The following is a 20752-nucleotide window of genomic DNA, read 5'->3' as shown; positions in this document are numbered from 1 at the left end:
CACGGCGCGCATTATGCCGCGAGTATTCGAGAAAGATTCTTTTTTACATGCAAAAACCCCACGCATCCGATGCGTGGGGTTTTGTGCGGTGATTTGTATCGGTTTAGAAATGGAAACTGGTGGTCAGCATCGCCGTGCGGCCGGCGGCCTGGTTGGCGAAGTGTGCCGCGTAGGCCTTGTCGTAGTAGGTCTTGTCGGTGAGGTTCTGCACGTTCAATTGCAGGTCCACGTTCTTGGTCAGCTTGTAGCTGGCCATGGCGTCGTAGCGGGTGTACGACGGCACGTAAACGGTGTTGCCGGCATCGCCATAGACTTCGTCGACATAGAATGCGCCGCCGCCGACGGTCAGTTTTGGGGTCACGTCATAGGTTGTCCACAGGCTGAAGGTGTTCTTCGGCGTGTTGGGCATTTGGTTGCCTTTGTTGGAGCCCGCGCTGATGACGCCGTTCCGGCCGTTCAAGCCCGGGTCCACCAGTTCGCTTTTCAGGTAGCTGTAGCCGGCGAACACTTGCCATTGATCGGTGAGCTTGCCGCTGGCGGACAATTCCAGGCCGTCCACACGGGATTCGCCGCCGTTTTCATAGGTCAGCGCGTCTACCAGGATCCGCGTGTTTTTCTTCTCGGTGCGGAACACCGCGGCGGTCAGGGACAGGCGATCGTGGAACAGGTCCCACTTGGTGCCCAGTTCGTAATTGACGGTTTCTTCGGGTTTCAGGTCGCTGGTGGCGGCACCGGCAGACAGCGGGTTGCCATCTGCGCCTTCGCCTACCAGGCCGCCGGCAGGCGAGGCCGAGGTCGCGTAGGAGGCATAGATGCTGCCGTTATCCAATGGCTTCCAGACCAGGCCGGCCTGCCAGTTGAAGAATTGGCTGTCGTTCTTGATTTTGCTGCGGGCCTTGACGGTGGCGGTCGGCACCGCATTGGTGTTGGCCACGGTGTCGAAGGTGTCGTAGCGCAGGCCAACGTTCAGCAGCCATTGCGGGTCCAGTTCGATGGTGTCGAATACATAGGCGGCGCGGCTGGTGGCCTTGGTGTTGGTGCCGTTGTAGTTGCGCGCAATGCTGCCGGTCCAGGCATCGTCCGGGTTCGGATTACCCAGCGAGGTGCACTGGCCACCTTTGCCGGGCGCCGGGCAACCGGGGTTGCTGTTCGGGCTGACGGTGTAGCCGCTGTAGCGGGTTTCTTCGCCGGTGAATTCCAGGCCGGTGGAGTAGGTGTTCTTGAAGCCGAAGGCCTGGAAGCTGCCAAACAGGTCGGTCTGGTTGGTGGTGGTTTCGGTGGTGGATACGCGAGTGTTCGCGCGCCGCCACACGGTGCCGAACTGATTGACGTTGTGCTGGCTGTCGTCCGGTTGGGTGACGATGTAGTCCTGGCCGGTGTTGCCATGGCGCAGGGTGTTTTTCAGCGTCATGTTGTCGTTCAGGTCGTGCTCGATGGAGAACGTACTGATGTCGGCGCGGGTCTTGCGGAAGTCGCGATCCTTGAGGCCGTAGAAGTTGTTGCTGTCGCCGCCGTCGGTGGGTTTGTCATGCACATGGGCAGCTCTGGCGCCGCTGTTGCTGTAGCCATACGGAATGCCCGAATCCGACAGGTCGTTGCTTTCCATGTGGTAGTAGCTGAGGTTGACGCGGGTCGGGGTGCCCAGGCCGAAGGTCAGCGACGGGGCCACACCCCAACGGTCGTAGTTGACGGCGTCACGCCCGGCGACGTTCTGTTCGTGGCTCATCAGGTTCAGGCGGAACGCGGCACTGTCCAGGAACTGACGGTTGACGTCGAGCACGTAGCGACGGGTCTGGTCGGAGCCGTAGGTGAAACCACCGTTGGTGAAGTCCCGCGCCTGTGGCGTCTTGCTGACCAGGTTGAGGCTGCCGCCGGCCGACCCGCGACCACCGAAGGACGAGTTGGGGCCTTTGCTGACTTCGATCGACTCGATGTCGAAGATCTCGCGGCTCTGGCCGCCGGTGTCACGCACGCCGTCGAGGTAGGTGTCGCCCTGTGCGTCAAAGCCGCGAATGAACGGCCGGTCGCCCTGGGGGTTACCGCCTTCACCGGCGCCGAAGGTAATCCCCGGCACGGTGCGCAAGGCATCCTGCAACGAGGTGGCAGCGGTGTCCTTGAGTACTTGCTGTGGCACCACGGTGACCGAGCGCGGGGTGTCGACCAGCGGCGCGGTGTACTTCTGCGAAGAGGCTTTTTCGACCTGGTAGGACGTGTTGTCCTGTTCCTGGCCGGTGATGCTGGTGGCCCCCAGGGAAATGCTGTTGCGCTCGCCTTTCTGCTCGGTGTCTTCAGCTGCTTGCGCCATTTGGGCGGCAGCGCTGGCGCTGATGGCAACGCCGATGGCCGAGGCCAGCAAGCGTGGTGAACTGGCAGGTGTTTTTATCGAAGTGCGCGGCATGAGTGTGTCCTTTCCCCAAGGAGGTGAGGCCGCGGAATATAGGGAGAACAAGACTTCATATCAATTGCGATACATTACTATTCGCACTGAATTTACGTTCTTTACACTTTTTGCTTACGGTTTTTACGATCTCGTTCGTCGTTTGGCTGGGAGTGGGGTTGTGCACAGTCAATAAGAATCACTACCATTGGCGCCTCACTGTTTTCAGGTAACGCCCCCATGCTGCTGCACATTCCCGGCCTGTTCTCTCGCGAGGAAGTGCTGCGCATCCGCGAAGCCCTGGCGGAGGCCGATTGGGCAGACGGCAAAATCACTGCCGGTCATCAGTCGGCCAAGGCCAAACACAACCTGCAACTGCCGGAAGGCCACCCGCTGGCAAAGGAAATCGGCGCGGCGATCCTCGATCGACTGTGGAAAAATCCTTTGTTTATGTCGGCGGCGTTACCGCACAAGGTCATCCCTCCGTTGCTCAACTGTTACACGGCGGGTGGCAGTTTCGACTTCCATATCGACAACGCTGTGCGCCAGTCCAAAGGCAGTCACGAGCGCGTGCGCACTGACCTGTCCTCCACCGTGTTTTTCAGCGACCCCGACGACTACGACGGCGGCGAGCTGGAAATCCAGGACACCTTCGGCTTGCAACGGGTCAAGTTGCCGGCGGGCGATATGGTGCTGTACCCCGGCTCCAGCCTGCACAAGGTCAACGCCGTGACCCGTGGCGCGCGCTACGCCTCGTTTTTCTGGACCCAAAGCCTGGTGCGCGAAGACAGCCAGCGCACCTTGCTGTTCGAGATGGACGGGGCGATCCAGCAACTGAGCCGGGACGTGCCCGACCACCCGGCGCTGATCCAGCTCACCGGCACCTATCACAACCTGCTGCGCCGCTGGGTTGAGGTCTGACCGTGGGCTTTTTATTGCGTCGTGAAGAAATCCTCAACGTTGAGCAATTGCAGAGCATGCTCGACGACTCCCCGGTGCGGGCCGCCCAGGCGATTTTGATCGCGGCGAAGGAGGGCGTGGTGGATGCCCAGGCGCTGCTTGGGCAAATCCTGCTGGAAGGGCGTGGCATCGAGCGCGATGAAGCGCTGGCGGTGCGCTGGTTCCGCATCGCGGCCCAAGGCGGGCACTGGATGGCGCGCAACATGCTCGGGCGTTGCCTGGAGCATGGCTGGGGTTGCACGGCGGATGCGGTGGCGGCGGCACGGGAATATCGTCTGGCGGCAGAAGGCGGCTTGGATTGGGGGTTGTATAACTATGCCAACCTGCTGGCGACCGGGCGCGGGGTTGCCGAAGACCAAGGCCTGGCGCTGGCGTGTTATCGACAGGCAGCGGAACTGGGCCATGCCAAGTCAATGAACCTGCTGGGGCGTTATCTGGAAGAAGGGCAGTTTTGCCCCAGGGATCTGGAGGCGGCGGTGGCGTGGTATCGCCGGTCGGCGCAAGGCGGGGATTTTCGCGGGCAGTTCAGTTATGCGGCGGTGTTGGCGGATCGCGGCCAGGTCGACGCGGCGCTGGAGTGGCTGCGCAAGGCGCTGGCGGGCGGGAATCTGAAGTTCTTGCGTGTGGCGCACAAGGCGTTGTCTGCCGCCAACGACCCGCAGATTCGGGCGATGGCTGTGGCCTACCAGCGACGCACCGCCGAGCTTTCCTGAACCCACAAAAAAACCCATGACGCGTCATGGGTTTTTTGTTTGCCGCCGGCTTACAGGTAGAACGATTTCAGCGGCGGGAAGCCATTGAATTCAATCGCGCTGTAGCTGGTGGTGTACGCACCGGTGGACAACCAGTACATCCGGTCACCAATCGCCAGGTTCAGCGGCAGGCCGTACTTGTAGTTCTCGTACATGATGTCGGCGCTGTCACAGGTCGGGCCGGCGATGACCACTTCTTCCATCTCGCCTTTCTTCTCGGTCCAGATCGGGAACTTGATGGCTTCGTCCATGGTTTCGATCAGGCCGGAGAATTTGCCCACGTCGGTGTATACCCAACGCTCGACGGCGGTGCGGGATTTACGCGCAACCAATACCACCTCACTGACCAGGATCCCGGCGTTGGCGATCAACGAACGGCCCGGTTCCAGGATGATTTCCGGCAGGTCGTCACCGAAGTCTTCCTTGAGGAAGCGGATGATTTCCTCGGCGTAGGTTTCCAGGCTGTTGGTGCGGGTGATGTAGTTGGCCGGGAAGCCACCGCCCATGTTGATCAGCTTCAGGTGGATGCCGTCTTCTTCCTTCAGGCGCTCGAAGATCACTTTGACCTTGGCGATCGCCGCGTCCCACACGCTGATGTCACGCTGCTGCGAACCCACGTGGAAGGAGATGCCGTAAGGCACCAGGCCCAGGTCGCGGGCGAGGATCAGCAGGTCCATGGCCATGTCGGTCTGGCAGCCGAATTTGCGCGACAGCGGCCAGTCGGCCGTGGTCGAGCCTTCGGTCAGGATGCGCACATAGACTTTCGAGCCCGGGGCAGCCTTGGCGATGTTGCGCAGGTCGGCTTCGGAGTCGGTGGAGAACAGGCGCACGCCCTTCTCGTAGAAGTAGCGGATGTCCTTGGATTTCTTGATGGTGTTGCCGTAGCTGATACGGTCCGGGCTGACGCCGCGGTCCATGACCTTGTCCAGCTCGTAGATCGACGCGATGTCGAAGCTCGAACCTTTGTCTTTGAGCACGTCGATGATCTCGACGGCCGGGTTGGCCTTGACGGCGTAGTACACCTTGGCGAATTCGAAACCGGCGCGCAGGTCATCGTAGGCCTGGCTGATCATCGCGGTGTCAATCACCACGAACGGGGTTTCCTGGGTATCGGCGAACGCCTTCATTTTGTCAAAAGTGGCGCGCGCGAAATAGTCTTCGACCTGGATCGACATGCTGGGAACTCCTACTGGCAAACTAAATTGATCAATGGGTGCAAATGAACGTCCTCCGTATCCCCACTTTGGTTCGCCTACTTCCCAAGGCATGTCGCCGAAAGCAAAAAGGCCATGGGATCAACCGCTTCCCTTGGCCTTGCTGTCTCGTCGTCAGTACTTGAGCCGGATGGATCGTTTCCAGCATGGACGTTCGGCGCGAACTTTAGGACGTGAGGGGCTATAGATCAACTAAAAATGTCGCGTTTTTGCACGCGTTCGTCGTGAGGCCGCGTGCAGCTACTTATGTAACCGACCGGTATGACGGATTGATGTTCCCCCGATGGGGCAATTTGAATGGGAAACTGCTGGTTAGCGAGGGCTTTTGTGGCGAGGGGGCTTGTCCCCCGTTGGGCTGCGTAGCGGCCCCCAAAACCTGCCACCGCTTTTTGTCTGAAAAAACGCGGGGAGTTAATGGGGCTGCTGCGCAGCCCAACGGGGGACAAGCCCCCTCGCCACAGAAGCAGATTTATCAGGCCAGTGCTGTCTCGGCCGGCGAAACAATACTGGTCTTGCCCCCGCGGGACTTACCGGAGCTCAAGTACTCGGCAATCGACTCCTGGGTCACTTCCCCGAGGAACACCCGCTCCGCGTCCATCACCGGCAACCACGAGCGGTTGAACTCGTACATGCGCGACAACAGGATGCGCAAATGCTCGTCATACGCCGCCGTGGCGTTGAATTCACGCAGGTACTGGCCGCAGGTACCGGTCTGACGATGCAGGTCGCGACGTCGCACATAACCCAGCGCCTTGTTCTCGGCATCGGTGACCACCACGTAGCGACGGTCCAGTTCGTCCATCTGCTCCAGGGCCTCCGCCACCGGCGTCTCCGGGCTGACCGACGGCGCGTTGTCCGCCGCATCTTCGGCTTTCACCAGCAACAGGCGCTTGAGGGTGCTGTCCTGGCCTACGAAGTTGCTGACGAATTCGTCGGCAGGGTGGGCCAGCAGGGTGTCCGGGTGATCGATCTGCAGCAGCTTGCCGGCGCGGAAGATCGCGATCTTGTCGCCCAGCTTGATGGCTTCGTCGATGTCGTGGCTGACCATGATCACGGTCTTGTTCAGCGCGCGTTGCATCTCGAAGAACTCGTTCTGGATCATCTCGCGGTTGATCGGGTCGACCGCGCCGAACGGCTCATCCATCAGCAGCAGCGGGGCATCCGCCGCCAGGGCGCGGATCACGCCGATCCGCTGTTGCTGGCCACCCGACAGCTCACGCGGGTAGCGGTGCAGGTACTGCTTGGGCTCCAGCTTGATCATGCTCATCAACTCGCGGGCGCGGTCGTGGCATTTCTGCTTGTCCCAGCCCAGCAGCTTGGGCACCACCACGATGTTTTCTTCGATGGTCATGTTCGGGAACAGGCCGATCTGCTGGATCACATAGCCGATGTTGCGACGCAGGGTCACTTCGTCGAGGTCGGTGGTGTCTTCGCCATTGATCAGGATCTTGCCGGAGGTCGGCTTGATCAGGCGGTTGATCATCTTCAGCGTGGTGCTCTTGCCGCAACCCGACGGGCCGAGGAATACGCAAATCTCGCCTTCGTTGACGGTCAGGCTTACGGAATCAACGGCGGTGATGGTCTTGCCGTTGCTTTGGAAGGTCTTGGTCAGGTTTTGAAGTTCGATCATTTGAGCAGTCCTTTTGGAGTCAGCGTGCGTTGCAGCCATTGCAGAAGCAGGTCGGCGAAGATGGCCAGGAGACTGACCAGTACGGCGCCAACGATCAGCATCGACATGTCGCTGCGGCTGATGGAAGCCAGAATAAGTACACCCAGGCCACCGGCGCCGATGGTGGCGGCGATAGTCATCACACCAATGTTCATGACGACGGCGGTGCGCACACCGGCGAGGATCACCGGCACGGCAATCGGCAGTTCGACCATGCGCAGGCGCTGGCCGAAGGTCATGCCGATGCCTTTGGCGGCTTCGCGGATGCCCGGTTCCACGCCGGTGAGGGCGAGGTAGGTGTTACGCATGATGGGCAGCAGGGAGTAGAGGAACACGGCGGTGATCGCCGGCATCGGCCCCAGGCCCTGGCCGAACTTGGAGTAGAACGGCAGCAGCAGGCCGAACAAGGCAATCGACGGCACGGTCAGCAGCACCGTGGCACTGGCTTGCAACGGGCCGGCGAGGGTCGGGAAGCGGGTCATCAGCACGCCCAGGGGCACGCCCACGACGATGGCCAGGATGACTGCGATGCCGACCAGGGTGATGTGCTGCCAGGTCAGTTGCAGGACGAGTGCCCAATCAAGATGGGAAAAGGCGTTCAGGAATTCCATGTCTTCTCCTCTTAGTTGATCGGATGCTGGCGCAGGAAATCTGCGGCCACAGCGGACGGGCTTTCATGGTCGACATCGACCCGCGCATTCAGCTGGCGCATGGTTTCGTCATCGAACAGCGCAGCCAGTGGCTTGAGGTCGGCGGCCAGTTGCGGGTGAGCGTCGAGGTAAACCTGACGCACCACGGGGGCTGCGGTGTAGTCCGGGAAGTAATGCTTGTCGTCATCCAGCAGCTTCAATTTGAAGGCGTTCAGGCGACCGTCGGTGGTGTAGACCAAACCGGCAAACACCTGGCCATTACGCAGCGCGGTGTACACCAGGCCGGCGTCCATCTGCCGGGTGTTCTTGCGGGTCAGGTTCATGTCGTACAGCTTGACCATGCCGGCCATGCCGTCGGAACGGTTGGCGAACTCAGTGTCGAGGGCCACCAAGCGTGTGCCCTTGGTTTTCTCGGCCAGGGCGCTGGTCAGGTCGCTGATGCTGTTGATCTGCGGGAATTCCTTGGCCACGTTCTCTGGCAGCGCCAGGGCGTAGGTGTTGCTGAATTTCGACGGGGAGAGCCAGACAAGGCCTTTTTTCGCGTCGAGTTCTTTCACCCGGGCGTAGGACTGTTCGCTGTCGAGCTTCTCGTCGACGTGGTTGTAGGCCACCAGCGACACGCCGGTGTATTCCCAGATCAGGTCCAGTTGCCCGCTTTCCTGGGCACTGCGCGCCAGGTTGCTGCCCAGGCCGCCGGTCACACGGGTGTCGTAACCCTTGGTGCGCAGGTACTGGGAGGTGATTTCGGCCAGCAGGGTCTGTTCGGTGAACACCCGGGCGCCGATGCGAATGACCGGTTTTTCAGCGGCTTGCGCAAACCCTGCGAACAGCAGGACGCAGCTCAATATCAATGTCAGTTTTTTCATGTGAATTCCTTTGCCAAAGCCTTAAGACGGACGCAACCCGCGTTCCAGCCAAAGGCGGCTGGCCATGGTCACCAGGCCGTCGAGCAGCAAGGCCAGCAGCGCGGTGCACGCGGCGCCGAGCAACAGTTGCGGCTGATTGTTCAGGGCGATGCCGGGGAAGATCAGGCTGCCCAGGCTGTTGGCGCCAATCAGGAACGCCAGGGGCGCGGTACCGACGTTGATCGCCAGGGCCACGCGCACACCGCCGATGATGATCGGCACGGCGTTGGGCAGCTCGACGCGAAACAGCACCTGGCGCGGCGTCATGCCGATGCCGACGGCGGCTTCCTTGAGGGAACCTTGAACGTTTTTCAGGCCTTCATAGGTGTTGCGCACGATGGGCAGCAACGAGGCGAGGAACAGCGCGAAGATCGCGGGGCCGCTGCCGATGCCAAGGACACCGAGGGCGATGGCCAGTACGGCCAGGGGAGGGACGGTATTGCCGATGTTGAAGATCTGCATGAAGCGTTCTGCGCGCCCGACCATATTCGGTCGGCTAAGCAGAATACCGGCGGGAATCCCTACGATCAGGGCGGCCAGCATCGAAACAAGGACGAGGATCAAGTGAGCTTGCAGGTAAAACAACAAATCGTCGCGGTACAGTTCGATCGTGTTGATGCCGATCCAGTGGACCAGCAGGGCCAGGAGAGCGACGACAACCGCTCCTCCTATCAGCCCTTTGCCATAGCGAATAGCCACAGGCGGACTCCTTTTTTCTTTTGTCGGCGAACACATTTCCGAGCGGCAATGCCATTCCTGGCTGTCGGCGAATGTGGTCGCGAATAGCAGCTCGCCCCTACCGGCAACGCGGTATGCGGTCGAGCCATGAGCGCAGCCTCGTCAGGCTAACTTGCTGATTTTTCAGCCCCTGTTACGAGTGCGGTAGCAGGGGAGTGGACGTCTCTACCTTTTAAAAGGTTCCATACTTGGCAGCAATTAGCCACCCCCAATGGGGTGAACGGTGGTCCGTCACCCCGGGTTTGCGCTATACTCGCCGCCCTTTTTTGACTCACCTGCCAGGCGATTTCCCATGACCCACCAGGCCGCCGAAGTCGCGAAACGCCGCACTTTCGCCATTATTTCCCACCCCGATGCCGGTAAAACCACCATCACCGAGAAGCTGTTGCTGATGGGCAAGGCGATCGCGGTAGCCGGCACGGTGAAATCCCGCAAATCCGACCGCCATGCCACCTCTGACTGGATGGAAATGGAAAAGCAGCGTGGTATTTCCATTACCACGTCGGTCATGCAGTTCCCGTATCGCGACCACATGATCAACCTGCTCGACACCCCGGGCCACGAAGACTTCTCCGAAGACACCTACCGCACCCTGACGGCAGTGGACTCGGCATTGATGGTCCTCGATGGCGGTAAAGGCGTTGAGCCACGGACCATCGCGCTGATGGACGTCTGCCGCTTGCGGGACACGCCGATTGTCAGCTTTATCAACAAACTCGACCGTGACATCCGCGACCCGATCGAACTGCTGGACGAAATCGAAGCCGTCCTGAAGATCAAGGCCGCGCCGATCACCTGGCCGATTGGTTGCTACCGCGACTTCAAGGGCGTGTACCACCTGGCTGACGACTACATCATCGTGTACACCGCCGGCCATGGCCACGAACGTACCGATGTGAAAATCATCGAGAAGCTCGACTCCGACGAAGCCCGCGCCCACCTGGGTGACGAGTACGACCGGTTTGTCGACCAGCTGGAACTGGTGCAGGGCGCCTGCCACGAGTTCAACCAGCAGGAATTCCTCGACGGCCAGCTGACGCCGGTGTTCTTCGGTACCGCCCTGGGCAACTTCGGTGTCGATCACGTGCTGGACGCCGTGGTCAATTGGGCACCCAAGCCGCTGGCCCGTGTTGCCAACGAGCGTACCGTGGAGCCGGTGGAAGAGAAGTTTGCCGGCTTCGTGTTCAAGATCCAGGCGAACATGGACCCCAAGCACCGCGACCGTATTGCCTTTATGCGCATCTGCTCCGGCAAATACGAAAAAGGCATGAAGATGCGCCACGTGCGTACCGGCAAGGACGTGCGCATCGGCGACGCCCTGACCTTCTTCTCCTCCGAGCGTGAGCAACTGGAAGAGGCGTTTGCCGGCGACATCATCGGCTTGCACAACCACGGCACCATCCAGATCGGTGACACGTTCACCGAAGGCGAAGTACTGGGCTTCACCGGTATCCCGCACTTCGCCCCGGAACTGTTCCGCCGCGTACGCCTGCGTGACCCGCTGAAATCCAAGCAACTGCGCCAGGGTTTGCAGCAGTTGGCAGAAGAGGGCGCGACCCAGGTGTTCTTCCCGGAACGCAGCAACGACATCATCCTCGGCGCCGTCGGTGTGCTGCAGTTCGATGTGGTGGCCAGTCGCCTGAAAGAGGAATACAAGGTCGAATGCTCCTACGAGCCGATCACCGTGTACTCCGCGCGCTGGATCGATTGCAGCGATAAGAAGAAGCTGGAAGAGTTCAAGATCAAGGCCGTGGAAAACCTCGCGATCGACGGCGGTGGTCACCTGACCTACCTGGCCCCGACCCGGGTCAACCTGGCGTTGATGGAAGAGCGCTGGCCGGATGTGAAATTCCGCGCGACCCGCGAGCATCACTAAGGGTTGGCAATATAAGAGAGGGCGAAGCGGTGATGGCTTCGCCTTTTTCTTTGGCTGCTATCCGGCTTGTTTCATTGGCGAAAACTTCAGTTCGGGACTAGCTTGAAGCAAGGCGACGGCGGACAGCCGTCGTACGCAATTCAACTCCTGACTGGGCGGAATTCGACCATGAGTATCTTTCAACGTGTGGTGCTGTTGCTCAAAGTGCTGGTGATGTTGTCGTTGGGTATGTCTTCCGCGTGGGCCACAACGGCTGTGCAAAGCCATGGCACCGGGTTTGTGGCGGCGAAGACGGTGCAGGCGGGTGGCTTGCTGCTGGCCAAGAGTGAATCCGAGCCTGGTGACGAGAACCAGGGCGGTTCCAAGGACGATGACGACGCCGAGAACCCGGACAATGACGGCGAAGACAGCGACACCTACAACGATGGCGACAGCGATACGTAAGTAACGCAGGCAAAAGAAAGCCCCGCTTACCGGACAGATGCGCTATCCGACAAGCAGGGCTGTAGAACACTGGAATGCTCTGGACTCACCCTCCAGAGCATTTTTTTTGCACGTCAGACCACAAATTGCTCCGCGTAGTGGCAAGCCACCTGGCGGTTGTCGAGTGGTCGCAGCACCGGTTCATCGGTGCTGCACAGCTGGGTCGCGTACGGGCAGCGCTTGTGGAACGCGCAGCCGGATGGCGGGTTCAACGGGTTGGGCAACTCGCCGACGATTTTGATCTTCGGTTTGTTCGGGTCCGGATGAATGGTCGGGGTCGCCGACAGCAGCGCCTGGGTGTACGGGTGCAGCGGGCGTGCGTAGATGTCTTCCTTCGGACCGACCTCCACCGGGCGGCCGAGGTACATCACCATCACGTCATCGGCGACGTGTTGCACCACCGCCAGGTTGTGGGAGATGAACACGTAGGCGGTGTTGAATTCCTGCTGCAGGTCCATGAACAGGTTCAGCACCTGGGCCTGGATCGACACGTCCAGCGCCGAGGTCGGTTCGTCCGCTACCAGCACCTTGGGTTGCAGCATCATCGCCCGGGCCAGTGCGATCCGCTGGCGCTGGCCACCGGAGAACATGTGCGGGTAGCGCTGATAATGCTCAGGGCGCAGGCCCACTTGCTTCATCATCGCCTGGACCTTTTCCCGACGTTCGGCGGCAGACAGGTTGGTGTTGATCAGCAGCGGCTCGCCCAGTTGGTCACCGACCTTCTGGCGCGGGTTCAACGAGGCGTACGGGCTCTGGAACACCATCTGCACGTCTTTGCGCAATTGCTTGCGCTGGGCCTTGTCGGCCCCGGCAACTTCTTGCCCTGCGATTTTCAGCGAGCCGGAAGACGGTTCTTCAATCAGCGTCAGGGCACGGGCCAGGGTGGATTTGCCGCAACCGGACTCGCCCACGACCGCGAGGGTCTTGCCGGCTTCCAGTTCGAACGACACACCATTGAGCGCACGCACCAGCGCGTGGCCCTTGAACAGGCCACGGGACACTTCGTAATGACGGGTCAGGTCGCGGGCGGTAAGTACGACGGCCATTACGCCACCTCCTGATTCAGCGGGTAGAAGCAGCGGGCGAGGCTGTTGCTTTTTGGGTCAAGGCCAGGACGCTGGGCGCGGCAGGATTCCTGCACATACGGGCAGCGTGGCGACAGCAGGCAACCTTGCGGGCGGTCATAACGGCCGGGAACAATACCCGGCAGCGTGGCCAGGCGCGTGGCGCCCAGGCTGTGCTCGGGAATCGCCTTGAGCAGCGCTTCGCTGTACGGGTGCGCCGGGATGTCGAACAACTGTGGCACCTGGCCAACTTCCACGGCCTGGCCGGCGTACATCACGCACACGCGCTGGGCGGTTTCAGCCACCACCGCGAGGTCGTGAGTGATCAGCACCAGGCCCATGTTCTGCTCTTTCTGCAAGGCCAGCAGCAGGTCCATGATCTGGGCCTGGATGGTCACGTCGAGTGCGGTGGTGGGTTCATCGGCGATCAGCAGTTTCGGCTCGCCGGCGATTGCCATGGCGATGGCCACACGTTGGCTCATACCACCGGACAGTTGGTGCGGGTAGGCATCCATACGGCTGGCTGCGCCCGGGATTTCCACCTTTTCGAGCAGTTCGATGGCACGCTTGCGCGCTTGCTTGCCGGACATTTTCAGGTGCAGGCGCAGCACTTCTTCGATCTGGAAACCCACGGTGTAGCTGGGGTTCAGTGCAGTCATCGGGTCCTGGAACACCATCGCCAGGTCTTTGCCGACGATCTGCCGACGCTGACGGTTGCTCAGCTTGAGCATGTCCTTGCCGTCGAAGTTCAGGGCGTCGGCGGTGACGATGCCGGGGTGCTCGATCAGGCCCATCAGCGCCATCATGGTCACGGATTTACCCGAACCCGACTCGCCCACGATCGCCAGTACTTCGCCTTTGTCGACGGAGATGTCGAGGCCATCGACCACCGGCACGGCGGTCTTGTCGCCGAAGCGGACATTGAGATTCTTGATTTCTAGCAGTGACATGGGAATCTCCTCAGGCGGCGTTCTTGAGTTTCGGGTCCAGCGCATCGCGCAGGCCGTCGCCCATCAGGTTGATTGCCAGCACGCTGAGCAAAATGGTCAAGCCAGGCAGACTCACGACCCACCAGGCGCGTTCGATGTAGTCGCGGGCCGAGGCCAGCATGGTGCCCCACTCAGGGGTTGGCGGTTGTACGCCAAGGCCCAGGAAGCCCAGGGCCGCGGCATCGAGAATCGCCGAGGAGAAACTCAAGGTGGCCTGAACGATCAGCGGTGCCATGCAGTTTGGCAGCACGGTGACGAACATCAGGCGCGGCAGGCCGGCGCCGGCGAGGCGGGCGGCGGTCACGTAGTCACGGTTCAGTTCGCCCATCACCGCCGCGCGGGTCAGACGGACATAGGACGGCAGCGACACGATCGCAATCGCGATCACGGTGTTGATCAGGCCAGGGCCGAGGATCGCGACAATGGCCACAGCCAGCAGCAGCGATGGCAGGGCCAGCATGATGTCCATCAGACGCATGATGGTTGGGCCGAGCAGGCGCGGGAAGAAACCGGCGAACAGACCCAGCAGGATCCCCGGGATCAACGACATCACCACCGACGACAAACCGATCAGCAAGGACAGGCGCGAGCCCTGGATCAGGCGCGACAGCAGGTCACGGCCCAGTTCGTCGGTGCCCAGCAGGAACTGGATCTGCCCGCCTTCCAGCCAGGCCGGAGGCGTCAGCAGGAAGTCACGGTATTGCTCGCTCGGGTTATGCGGAGCCACCCAGGGGGCGAAGATGGCGCAAAACACCACCAGTAACATGAACAGCAGGCCGGCAACGGCGCCCTTGTTCTTGGAAAAGGCTTGCCAGAATTCTTTGTACGGGGACGGGTACAGCAGGCTTTGATCGACTGCTACCGCGGGAGTAGGTGTGGTCATGGTCATGATCTCAGCGCTGGTGACGGATGCGTGGGTTGGCGAAGCCGTAGAGGATGTCCACCACGAAGTTCACCAGAATCACCAGGCAGGCGATTAACAGGATGCCGTTTTGCACCACGGGATAGTCCCGTGCGCCAATGGCTTCGATCAGCCATTTGCCGATGCCGGGCCACGAGAAGATGGTTTCAGTCAGGACCGCACCGGCCAGCAGCGTGCCGACTTGCAGGCCGACCACGGTGAGTACCGGGATCAAGGCGTTACGCAGGCCGTGGACGAACACCACGCGCGCCGGCGACAGGCCCTTGGCCTTGGCGGTGCGGATGTAATCTTCGCGCAGCACTTCGAGCATCGACGAACGGGTCATCCGCGCGATCACGGCCAGCGGGATGGTGCCGAGCACGATGGCCGGCAGGATCAGGTGGTGCAACGCATCCCAGAACGCGTCCGGCTCGTCAGCCAGCAGGGTGTCGATCAGCATGAAGCCGGTGCGCGGCTCGATGTCGTAGAGCAGGTCGATCCGCCCGGACACGGGCGTCCAGCCCAGGCTCACGGAGAAGAACATGATCAGGATCAGGCCCCACCAGAAGATCGGCATCGAATATCCCGCCAGGGAGATGCCCATCACCCCATGGTCGAACAGGGATCCTCGCTTCAAGGCCGCGATCACCCCGGCTAACAGCCCCAGGATGCCGGCGAACAACAGGGCGGCCATGGACAGTTCCAGGGTCGCCGGGAAAAGGGCGGTGAATTCAGTCCACACGCTGGTACGGGTGCGCAGGGATTCGCCGAGGTCGCCGTGGGCGAGCTTGCCGACATAATCCAGGTATTGCGCGTAAAGCGGTTTATTCAGACCAAGGCGTTCCATTGCCTGAGCGTGCATCTCGGGGTCGACTCGTCGTTCGCCCATCATGACTTCGACGGGGTCGCCAGGGATCATGCGAATCAACGCGAACGTCAGCAAGGTGATGCCGAAAAACGTGGGGATCAATAACCCCAATCGGCGGGCAATAAAACTAAACATCTTGTTGTGTACCTCAATCAGCCGGTTAGGCAGGTTCGGCACCGTCAATGTCGACGGTGCCGAGCGTTTCTTATCTACTTCACCTGGGTGGTGGCGAAGTTATTTGTAGTCAGAGGGCTTTGGGTATAACCCTCGACGTTTTTACGCATGGCGGTAAACATTTTCGGGTAAGCCATGGGAATCCATGGTTGGTCCTTGTCGAAAACGTCCATGGCTTGTTCATAGAGTGCAGCGCGCTGTGCGGGTTCAGCGATAGCGCGTGCCTTGTCGATCAAGTCTTGAAACTCTTTGTTACACCAGCGGGCGTAGTTTTCGCCGTTTTTCGCTGCATCGCAACTCAAGTTCGGGGTGAGGAAGTTATCCGGGTCCCCGTTATCCCCCGCCCAGCCGGCGGAGACCATGTCATGTTCGCCATTCTTGGCGCGCTTGAGCATTTCGCCCCATTCCATGACCTTGATGTTCACTTTCAGGCCGATTTGCGCCAGGTCCGCCTGCATGCGCTGGGCGCCGAGCATCGGGTTGGGGTTGGTCGGGCCGCCACCATTGCGGGTGAACAGGGTGATTTCGGTGCCTTCCGGTACACCGGCTTCCTTGAGCAGGGCGCGGGCCTTGTCCAGGTCACGTGGCGGGTTCTTCAGCTTGTCGCTGAAGCCCAGCAAGGTGGGCGGGTAAGGCCCGGTGGCGTCGACTGCGTTGCCTTTGCCGTACAGGGACTCGTTGTAGCCTTTCTTGTCGAACGCGATGTTGATCGCGTGACGCACCCGCGCGTCGCTCATGTACTTGTGGGTGGTGTTCATGGCGGTGTAGGCGGTGGTCATCGCCGCCAGTTCCGCGACCTTCAGGTTCGGGTCGGCCTTCATGCTCGGCACGTCATCCGGTTTTGGGTACAGCGCGATCTGGCATTCGTTGGCCTTGAGCTTTTGCAGGCGCACGTTGTTGTCAGTGGTGATGGCCAGGATCAGCGGGTCTGCCGGCGGCTTGCCACGGAAGTAGTCCGGGTTGGCCTTGAAGCGCACTTGGGCGTCTTTGGCGTAGCGGGTGAAGATGAACGGGCCGGTGCCGATGGGCTTGGCGTTCAGGTCATCGGTCTTGCCGGACTTGAGCAACTGGTCGGCGTATTCGGCGGAGTGGATCGAGGAAAACGCCATGGCCAGGTCGGCCAGGAACGGTGCTTCAGGGCGGGTCAGGGTGAAGACCACGGTGTGATCGTCGGTCTTCGTCACGCTCTTGAGCAGCTCTTTGAAGCCCATGCTTTCAAAGTACGGGTAGCCCACGTTGGACTTGTTGTGCCACGGGTGATTCGGGTCCAGCTGGCGCTGGAAGCTCCAGAGCACGTCGTCGGCATTCATGTTGCGCGTGGGTTTGAAGTAGTCGGTGGTGTGGAACTTGATGTCGTCGCGCAGGTGAAAGGTGTAGGTCAGGCCATCGGCACTGATTTCCGGCAGGTCCTTGGCGAGTGCCGGGATCACTTCGGTGGTGCCGGGCTTGAAGTCCACCAGGCGGTTGAACATGGTTTCAGCCGCGGCGTCAGCGGTGACAGCCGTGGTGTACAGGACCGGATCGAAACCTTCCGGGCTGGCTTCGGTGCAGACGACCAACGGTTTGGCCGAGATGCCGACCGCGACGCTCAACAGCGCAGCGGCAATGGCAGCTTGTAACGGGAGCATTTTCATCTAAGAGCCCTCTGCAATCGATTGGACCAGACAAGCGTAGGCGGCAGGCTCGTCCTGAGCCCGCCGCCTACCTGGCGCTGATTAAAGAATGTTGAACGGAATGGTGGTGACCAGGCGGAACTCACGGATGTTGCCGTCAGCCTGGTTGGCGCTGGCGCGGTGAGTCACGTAGGTACCACGGATGGTCGTGGCCTTGAGCGAGCCGCTCTGGATCGCGTAAGCCGCGCCCACGCCGTATTCCTGGTGAGTCTCGCCGTCCATCAGACGCAGGTCGCTACGCGCCACGCCGGATTCGCCGTAGGCAGTGCCGGTGTAGTGAGTACCGTCGATGCCCCAGCCGCGCGCCGAGTAGACGTTGAATTTCAGGCCTGGCACGCCGTATTCGGCCATGTTGATGCCGTAGGCGATCTGGAAGGATTTCTCGTTCGGTCCGTTAAAGTCGGAGGTCAAGGAGTTGGCTAGGTAGATGCCGTTGGTTTCGTGCAGGTAGTCGAAGTACTCGTTACCGTTGATGGCCTGGTAGGAGAAGGTCAGGCTGTGGGCTTGGTGAGTCAGTCCCAGGGACAGGGAGTAGGTATCGTTGTCGATATTCCCCATCAGCTTTTTACCGGTATCGGTAGTTTTGTAGTAGTTCAGGCCGGTGGTCAGGGACAGGGTCTGGCTGTCGCCCAGCTCGTGGGTAGCGCCGAAGTAGTACTGGTTCCAGAAGTCTTCGACGTTGGCGGCGAACAGGCTGGTCTTCAGGCTCTTGAACGGCTGGTAGTTAACGCCCAGGGTCTTGACCTTGTCGGTTTCCTGGCCATTGCCGTATTCGGAACGGAATTTCGACAGGCTCTGCTCGGTCCGTGGCGAAACGCGGTCAAACACGCCGCCCTGGAACGACAGGTTGCTGAACTCTTCACTGTTGAAGCTCACACCTTCAAAGCTTGAAGGCAGTGCACGGTTGCCGATGGTGTCGACGATGCCGCTGCTGAAGTTCTGGCGACCGGCGGTCAACGTGGTGTTCGAGACACGGAACTTGACGTTGGCCAGGCCCAGTTTGCTCCACTGGCCTACAGCATCGCCATCGGAGTCGGCCAGGGTACGGTTGGAGCCACCCTTGATGTCGCGCTTGCTGCGGTCCAGGACCAGAGCGTTGTAGACCGCTACCTCAGTGCTCACGCCCACGGTGCCTTGGGTGAAGCCCGAGGTGCCGTTGAGGATGGTGCCCTGTACCCAGTTGGTACGGTTGGCGTCGGTTTGTGTCACGTTGTGCTTCTCGTACGAGAAACGCTGACCACGGAATTTGTTCTCGCTGGAGAACCAGTTACGGGTTGTACCGCCCAGGCTGAATCCATCGATAAAGCCTTTGGCCTCGCTTTGGGCGCTGGTGCCGGCCAGTGTGGTTGGAACGAAGTCCTGGCTTGCAGGTTCAGCGTAAGCGGTGGCCGTGATGCTGCTGATGGCCAGGGCCAGTAGCGCGGTGCTGCTCAGTTTCATGGGTGAAGCTCCTTTGGTTCTCTTTTTTAATGCCGGTCTTTTTAGGTGAACCGGCTATTGGGTGTGTAACTCTTTCAAGCCTTTGCAAACGTTTGCCCTGGGGTAAAACCCGAAATAAGGCTGCACGTTTGCAGCAAGGTGAATGCTCACCCTGCGCAATCCGGTTATATTTTTATGGGGTGATACTGACGCCCGAGAACAAGTTGCGGCCGAAGGGGCTGACTTTGAAACCTTCGACTTTGGCGCTTAACGGCTGGTTGACCGTCGAGTGGGCGACTGGCGTGATCGGCACCTGTGCTTTAAGCAGTTGCTGCGCCTGTTTGTACAGAACAGTCCTTTGTTCGCGGTCGGTCACGACCTTGGCTTGCTTGATCAGCTTGTCGTACGCCGGGTCACACCACATGGAGTAGTTGTTCCCGCCGATGGCGTCGCAGCTGTAGAGGGTGCCCAGCCAGTTGTCCGGGTCACCGTTGTCGCCGGTCCAGCCAATCAGGCTGACATCGTGCTCGCCATTCTTGGTGCGCTTGATGTACTCGCCCCATTCATAGCTGACGATCTTGACCTTGAGGCCAATCCTGGCCCAATCGCTTTGCAGCATTTCAGCCATCAGCTTGGCGTTGGGGTTGTACGGCCGTTGCACCGGCATCGCCCACAGGGTTATTTCGGTACCTTCCTTCACGCCGGCGGCCTTGAGCAGTTCCTTGGCCTTTTCCGGGTTGTAGGCGGCGTCCTTGATGGTGTCGTCGTAAGACCACTGGGTCGGCGGCATGGCGTTGACCGCCAGTTGCCCCGCGCCCTGGTACACGGCGTTGAGAATGCTTTGCTTGTTCACCGCCATGTCCAGGGCCTGGCGCACTTCGAGCTGGTCGAAAGGCTTGTGCCGCACGTTATAGGCGATGTAGCCCAGGTTGAAACCCGGCTTGGTCAGCAGTTGCAGGTTCGGGTCGGCCTTCAGGGCTTCGACGTCGGCCGGGCGCGGGTGCAGGGTGATCTGGCATTCGCCGGCCTTGAGCTTTTGCACCCGCACCGACGCGTCGGTGTTGATCGCAAAAATCAGCTGGTCGAGCTTCACGCGGCTCGGGTCCCAGTACTGTTTGTTGCCGGTGTAGCGGATCTGCGAATCTTTCTGATAACGCTGGAACACGAACGGCCCGGTGCCGATCGGCTTCTGGTTGATGTCGCTGGGCTTGCCGGTCTTGAGCAAATGGTCGGCGTATTCAGCCGACAGGATCGAGGCGAAGCTCATGGCGATGTTCTGGATAAACGCGGCGTCGACCGTGTTCAGGGTCATCACCACGGTGTGCGGGTCGGTTTTCTCGACCTTGGCGATATTCTTGTTCAGGCTCATCCCGTTGAAGTACGGAAACTCGGTGGGGTAGGCCTTGCGGAACGGATGTTCGGGGTCAAGCATGCGATTGAAGGTGAACAGCACGTCGTCGGCGTTGAAATCACGCGTCGGCTTGAAGTCCTTGTTGCTGTGGAATTTCACCCCTTCGCGCAGGTGGAAGGTGTAGGTCAGGCCGTCTTCGGAAATATCCCAACGGGTTGCAAGGCCCGGTACGACATTGGTCGCGCCTTTTTCAAACTCGGCCAAGCGGTTGTAGATAGGCTCGGCGGCGTCGTTATCGGTGGCCGTCGTGTATTGCGCGGTGTCGAAGCCAGCCGGGCTGCCTTCGGAGCAAAACACCAGGCTCTTTTTCTCGGCAGCCTGGCCCATCGAGGCCACAGCCAACAGGCTGGTGCCAAATATCGCGGATAGAACGGTGGTATGGCGCATGACAATCCCGATCCTTGTTTGTTGTTTTCGTCAGTGAGCAATCGCAAGGCCTTGGCCCAGCGACAACACTGATCCCACAACGGCAGTTGCCTCACAGAGACGAAGCGTCTGCCGTGCCACGACGTTATGGGTCGGGAGCCGGGCAGTAAATGCAACGAATCTGACAGACCTTGTAGGCAACGGAGCCGCGATTCGCAGTTCGCTGCCGTAGGACGGCAGCGTGTGCGGAGGTGGTCTGTTTC

At 60.5% G+C, this 20752-nt stretch carries 17 protein-coding genes; 4 read left to right on the top strand and 13 right to left on the bottom strand.

All coding sequences use genetic code 11. The annotated features are described in order from the left end of the window. Positions 1-103: 103 nt before the first annotated feature. Positions 104-2398 carry a TonB-dependent receptor gene (locus JFV30_RS24390; RefSeq protein WP_201125382.1) on the bottom strand — a complete coding sequence of 765 codons (2295 nt, stop codon included), beginning with the start codon at positions 2396-2398 and terminating at the stop codon, positions 104-106. A 219-nt stretch (positions 2399-2617) separates the two neighbouring features. Here JFV30_RS24390 and JFV30_RS24385 point away from each other — a divergent pair, with 219 nt between their 5' ends. Next, a complete protein-coding gene (locus JFV30_RS24385; protein WP_010175048.1) occupies positions 2618-3298 on the top strand; it encodes a Fe2+-dependent dioxygenase in 681 nt (226 codons plus the stop codon). 2 nt (positions 3299-3300) lie between these two features. Beyond that, entirely contained in the window at positions 3301-4050 is a 750-nt protein-coding gene (locus tag JFV30_RS24380) for a tetratricopeptide repeat protein (RefSeq protein ID WP_201125381.1), read from the top strand. Positions 4051-4100: 50 nt separating this feature from the next. On the opposite strand, the gene JFV30_RS24375 is transcribed toward JFV30_RS24380, so the two are convergent. The 5 genes from JFV30_RS24375 to JFV30_RS24355 all read right to left on the bottom strand — a co-directional run bounded on the left by JFV30_RS24375 (position 4101) and on the right by JFV30_RS24355 (position 9262). After that, positions 4101-5264, bottom strand: coding sequence for a type III PLP-dependent enzyme (locus JFV30_RS24375; protein ID WP_201125380.1), 1164 nt, complete (start codon positions 5262-5264; stop codon positions 4101-4103). A 511-nt stretch (positions 5265-5775) separates the two neighbouring features. Next, positions 5776-6933 (bottom strand): osmoprotectant ABC transporter ATP-binding protein OsmV, encoded by a 1158-nt coding sequence (locus tag JFV30_RS24370; protein WP_003215971.1) that lies wholly within the window; start codon positions 6931-6933, stop codon positions 5776-5778. After that, positions 6930-7583 carry an ABC transporter permease gene (locus JFV30_RS24365; protein ID WP_010175055.1) on the bottom strand — a complete coding sequence of 218 codons (654 nt, stop codon included), beginning with the start codon at positions 7581-7583 and terminating at the stop codon, positions 6930-6932. The genes JFV30_RS24370 and JFV30_RS24365 overlap by 4 nt, the downstream gene beginning before the upstream one ends. Before the next feature lie 11 nt (positions 7584-7594). Further along, positions 7595-8488 carry a glycine betaine ABC transporter substrate-binding protein gene (locus JFV30_RS24360; protein WP_010175057.1) on the bottom strand — a complete coding sequence of 298 codons (894 nt, stop codon included), beginning with the start codon at positions 8486-8488 and terminating at the stop codon, positions 7595-7597. 21 nt (positions 8489-8509) lie between these two features. Beyond that, the gene (locus tag JFV30_RS24355) at positions 8510-9262 is read right to left on the bottom strand and encodes an ABC transporter permease (RefSeq protein WP_233092015.1); all 753 of its coding nucleotides are present in this window, start codon (positions 9260-9262) and stop codon (positions 8510-8512) included. 295 nt (positions 9263-9557) lie between these two features. Between JFV30_RS24355 and JFV30_RS24350 the strand changes: the two genes are divergently transcribed. Then, positions 9558-11141, top strand: coding sequence for a peptide chain release factor 3 (locus JFV30_RS24350; protein WP_010175060.1), 1584 nt, complete (start codon positions 9558-9560; stop codon positions 11139-11141). 168 nt (positions 11142-11309) lie between these two features. Then, positions 11310-11585 carry a hypothetical protein gene (locus tag JFV30_RS24345; protein ID WP_169386316.1) on the top strand — a complete coding sequence of 92 codons (276 nt, stop codon included), beginning with the start codon at positions 11310-11312 and terminating at the stop codon, positions 11583-11585. Between the two features lie 113 nt (positions 11586-11698). On the opposite strand, the gene JFV30_RS24340 is transcribed toward JFV30_RS24345, so the two are convergent. The 7 genes from JFV30_RS24340 to JFV30_RS24310 all read right to left on the bottom strand — a co-directional run bounded on the left by JFV30_RS24340 (position 11699) and on the right by JFV30_RS24310 (position 20450). After that, positions 11699-12670 carry a peptide ABC transporter ATP-binding protein gene (locus tag JFV30_RS24340; RefSeq protein WP_003215987.1) on the bottom strand — a complete coding sequence of 324 codons (972 nt, stop codon included), beginning with the start codon at positions 12668-12670 and terminating at the stop codon, positions 11699-11701. After that, positions 12670-13638, bottom strand: a complete 969-nt coding sequence (locus JFV30_RS24335) for an ABC transporter ATP-binding protein (protein ID WP_008437263.1) — start codon at positions 13636-13638, stop codon at positions 12670-12672. Before JFV30_RS24335 ends, JFV30_RS24340 begins: the two co-directional genes overlap by 1 nt. A gap of 10 nt (positions 13639-13648) precedes the next feature. Next, positions 13649-14560: an ABC transporter permease subunit gene (locus JFV30_RS24330; RefSeq protein ID WP_010175067.1), complete on the bottom strand. Its 912-nt coding sequence runs from the start codon at positions 14558-14560 to the stop codon at positions 13649-13651. A gap of 10 nt (positions 14561-14570) precedes the next feature. Next, positions 14571-15581 carry an ABC transporter permease subunit gene (locus tag JFV30_RS24325; RefSeq protein WP_003215992.1) on the bottom strand — a complete coding sequence of 337 codons (1011 nt, stop codon included), beginning with the start codon at positions 15579-15581 and terminating at the stop codon, positions 14571-14573. A gap of 74 nt (positions 15582-15655) precedes the next feature. Next, a complete protein-coding gene (locus JFV30_RS24320) occupies positions 15656-17254 on the bottom strand; it encodes an ABC transporter substrate-binding protein (RefSeq protein WP_201125379.1) in 1599 nt (532 codons plus the stop codon). A gap of 81 nt (positions 17255-17335) precedes the next feature. Further along, positions 17336-18733 (bottom strand): OprD family outer membrane porin, encoded by a 1398-nt coding sequence (locus JFV30_RS24315; protein WP_177043415.1) that lies wholly within the window; start codon positions 18731-18733, stop codon positions 17336-17338. 172 nt (positions 18734-18905) lie between these two features. Continuing rightward, a complete protein-coding gene (locus JFV30_RS24310; protein WP_446739879.1) occupies positions 18906-20450 on the bottom strand; it encodes an ABC transporter substrate-binding protein in 1545 nt (514 codons plus the stop codon). Positions 20451-20752: the final 302 nt, after the last annotated feature.

The sequence above is a fragment of the Pseudomonas sp. TH32 genome (assembly GCF_016650855.1).
GTDB lineage: Bacteria > Pseudomonadota > Gammaproteobacteria > Pseudomonadales > Pseudomonadaceae > Aquipseudomonas.
The sequence above is the reverse complement of the archived record's forward strand: the minus strand, read 5'-3'. Positions and strand labels throughout refer to the sequence as shown.

Bases quoted from the DNA above. Each gene is read 5' to 3' on its own strand.
- JFV30_RS24385 (WP_010175048.1), top strand. From the start codon at position 2,618: ATGCTGCTGCACATTCCCGGCCTGTTCTCTCGCGAGGAAGTGCTGCGC.
- JFV30_RS24345 (WP_169386316.1), top strand. From the start codon at position 11,310: ATGAGTATCTTTCAACGTGTGGTGCTGTTGCTCAAAGTGCTGGTGATG.
- JFV30_RS24310 (WP_446739879.1), bottom strand. From the start codon at position 20,450: ATGGGCCAGGCTGCCGAGAAAAAGAGCCTGGTGTTTTGCTCCGAAGGC.
- JFV30_RS24365 (WP_010175055.1), bottom strand. From the start codon at position 7,583: ATGGAATTCCTGAACGCCTTTTCCCATCTTGATTGGGCACTCGTCCTG.
- JFV30_RS24350 (WP_010175060.1), top strand. From the start codon at position 9,558: ATGACCCACCAGGCCGCCGAAGTCGCGAAACGCCGCACTTTCGCCATT.
- JFV30_RS24340 (WP_003215987.1), bottom strand. From the start codon at position 12,670: ATGGCCGTCGTACTTACCGCCCGCGACCTGACCCGTCATTACGAAGTG.
- JFV30_RS24375 (WP_201125380.1), bottom strand. From the start codon at position 5,264: ATGTCGATCCAGGTCGAAGACTATTTCGCGCGCGCCACTTTTGACAAA.
- JFV30_RS24370 (WP_003215971.1), bottom strand. From the start codon at position 6,933: ATGATCGAACTTCAAAACCTGACCAAGACCTTCCAAAGCAACGGCAAG.
- JFV30_RS24330 (WP_010175067.1), bottom strand. From the start codon at position 14,560: ATGACCACACCTACTCCCGCGGTAGCAGTCGATCAAAGCCTGCTGTAC.
- JFV30_RS24360 (WP_010175057.1), bottom strand. From the start codon at position 8,488: ATGAAAAAACTGACATTGATATTGAGCTGCGTCCTGCTGTTCGCAGGG.
- JFV30_RS24320 (WP_201125379.1), bottom strand. From the start codon at position 17,254: ATGAAAATGCTCCCGTTACAAGCTGCCATTGCCGCTGCGCTGTTGAGC.
- JFV30_RS24335 (WP_008437263.1), bottom strand. From the start codon at position 13,638: ATGTCACTGCTAGAAATCAAGAATCTCAATGTCCGCTTCGGCGACAAG.
- JFV30_RS24315 (WP_177043415.1), bottom strand. From the start codon at position 18,733: ATGAAACTGAGCAGCACCGCGCTACTGGCCCTGGCCATCAGCAGCATC.
- JFV30_RS24325 (WP_003215992.1), bottom strand. From the start codon at position 15,581: ATGTTTAGTTTTATTGCCCGCCGATTGGGGTTATTGATCCCCACGTTT.
- JFV30_RS24355 (WP_233092015.1), bottom strand. From the start codon at position 9,262: ATGTGTTCGCCGACAAAAGAAAAAAGGAGTCCGCCTGTGGCTATTCGC.
- JFV30_RS24390 (WP_201125382.1), bottom strand. From the start codon at position 2,398: ATGCCGCGCACTTCGATAAAAACACCTGCCAGTTCACCACGCTTGCTG.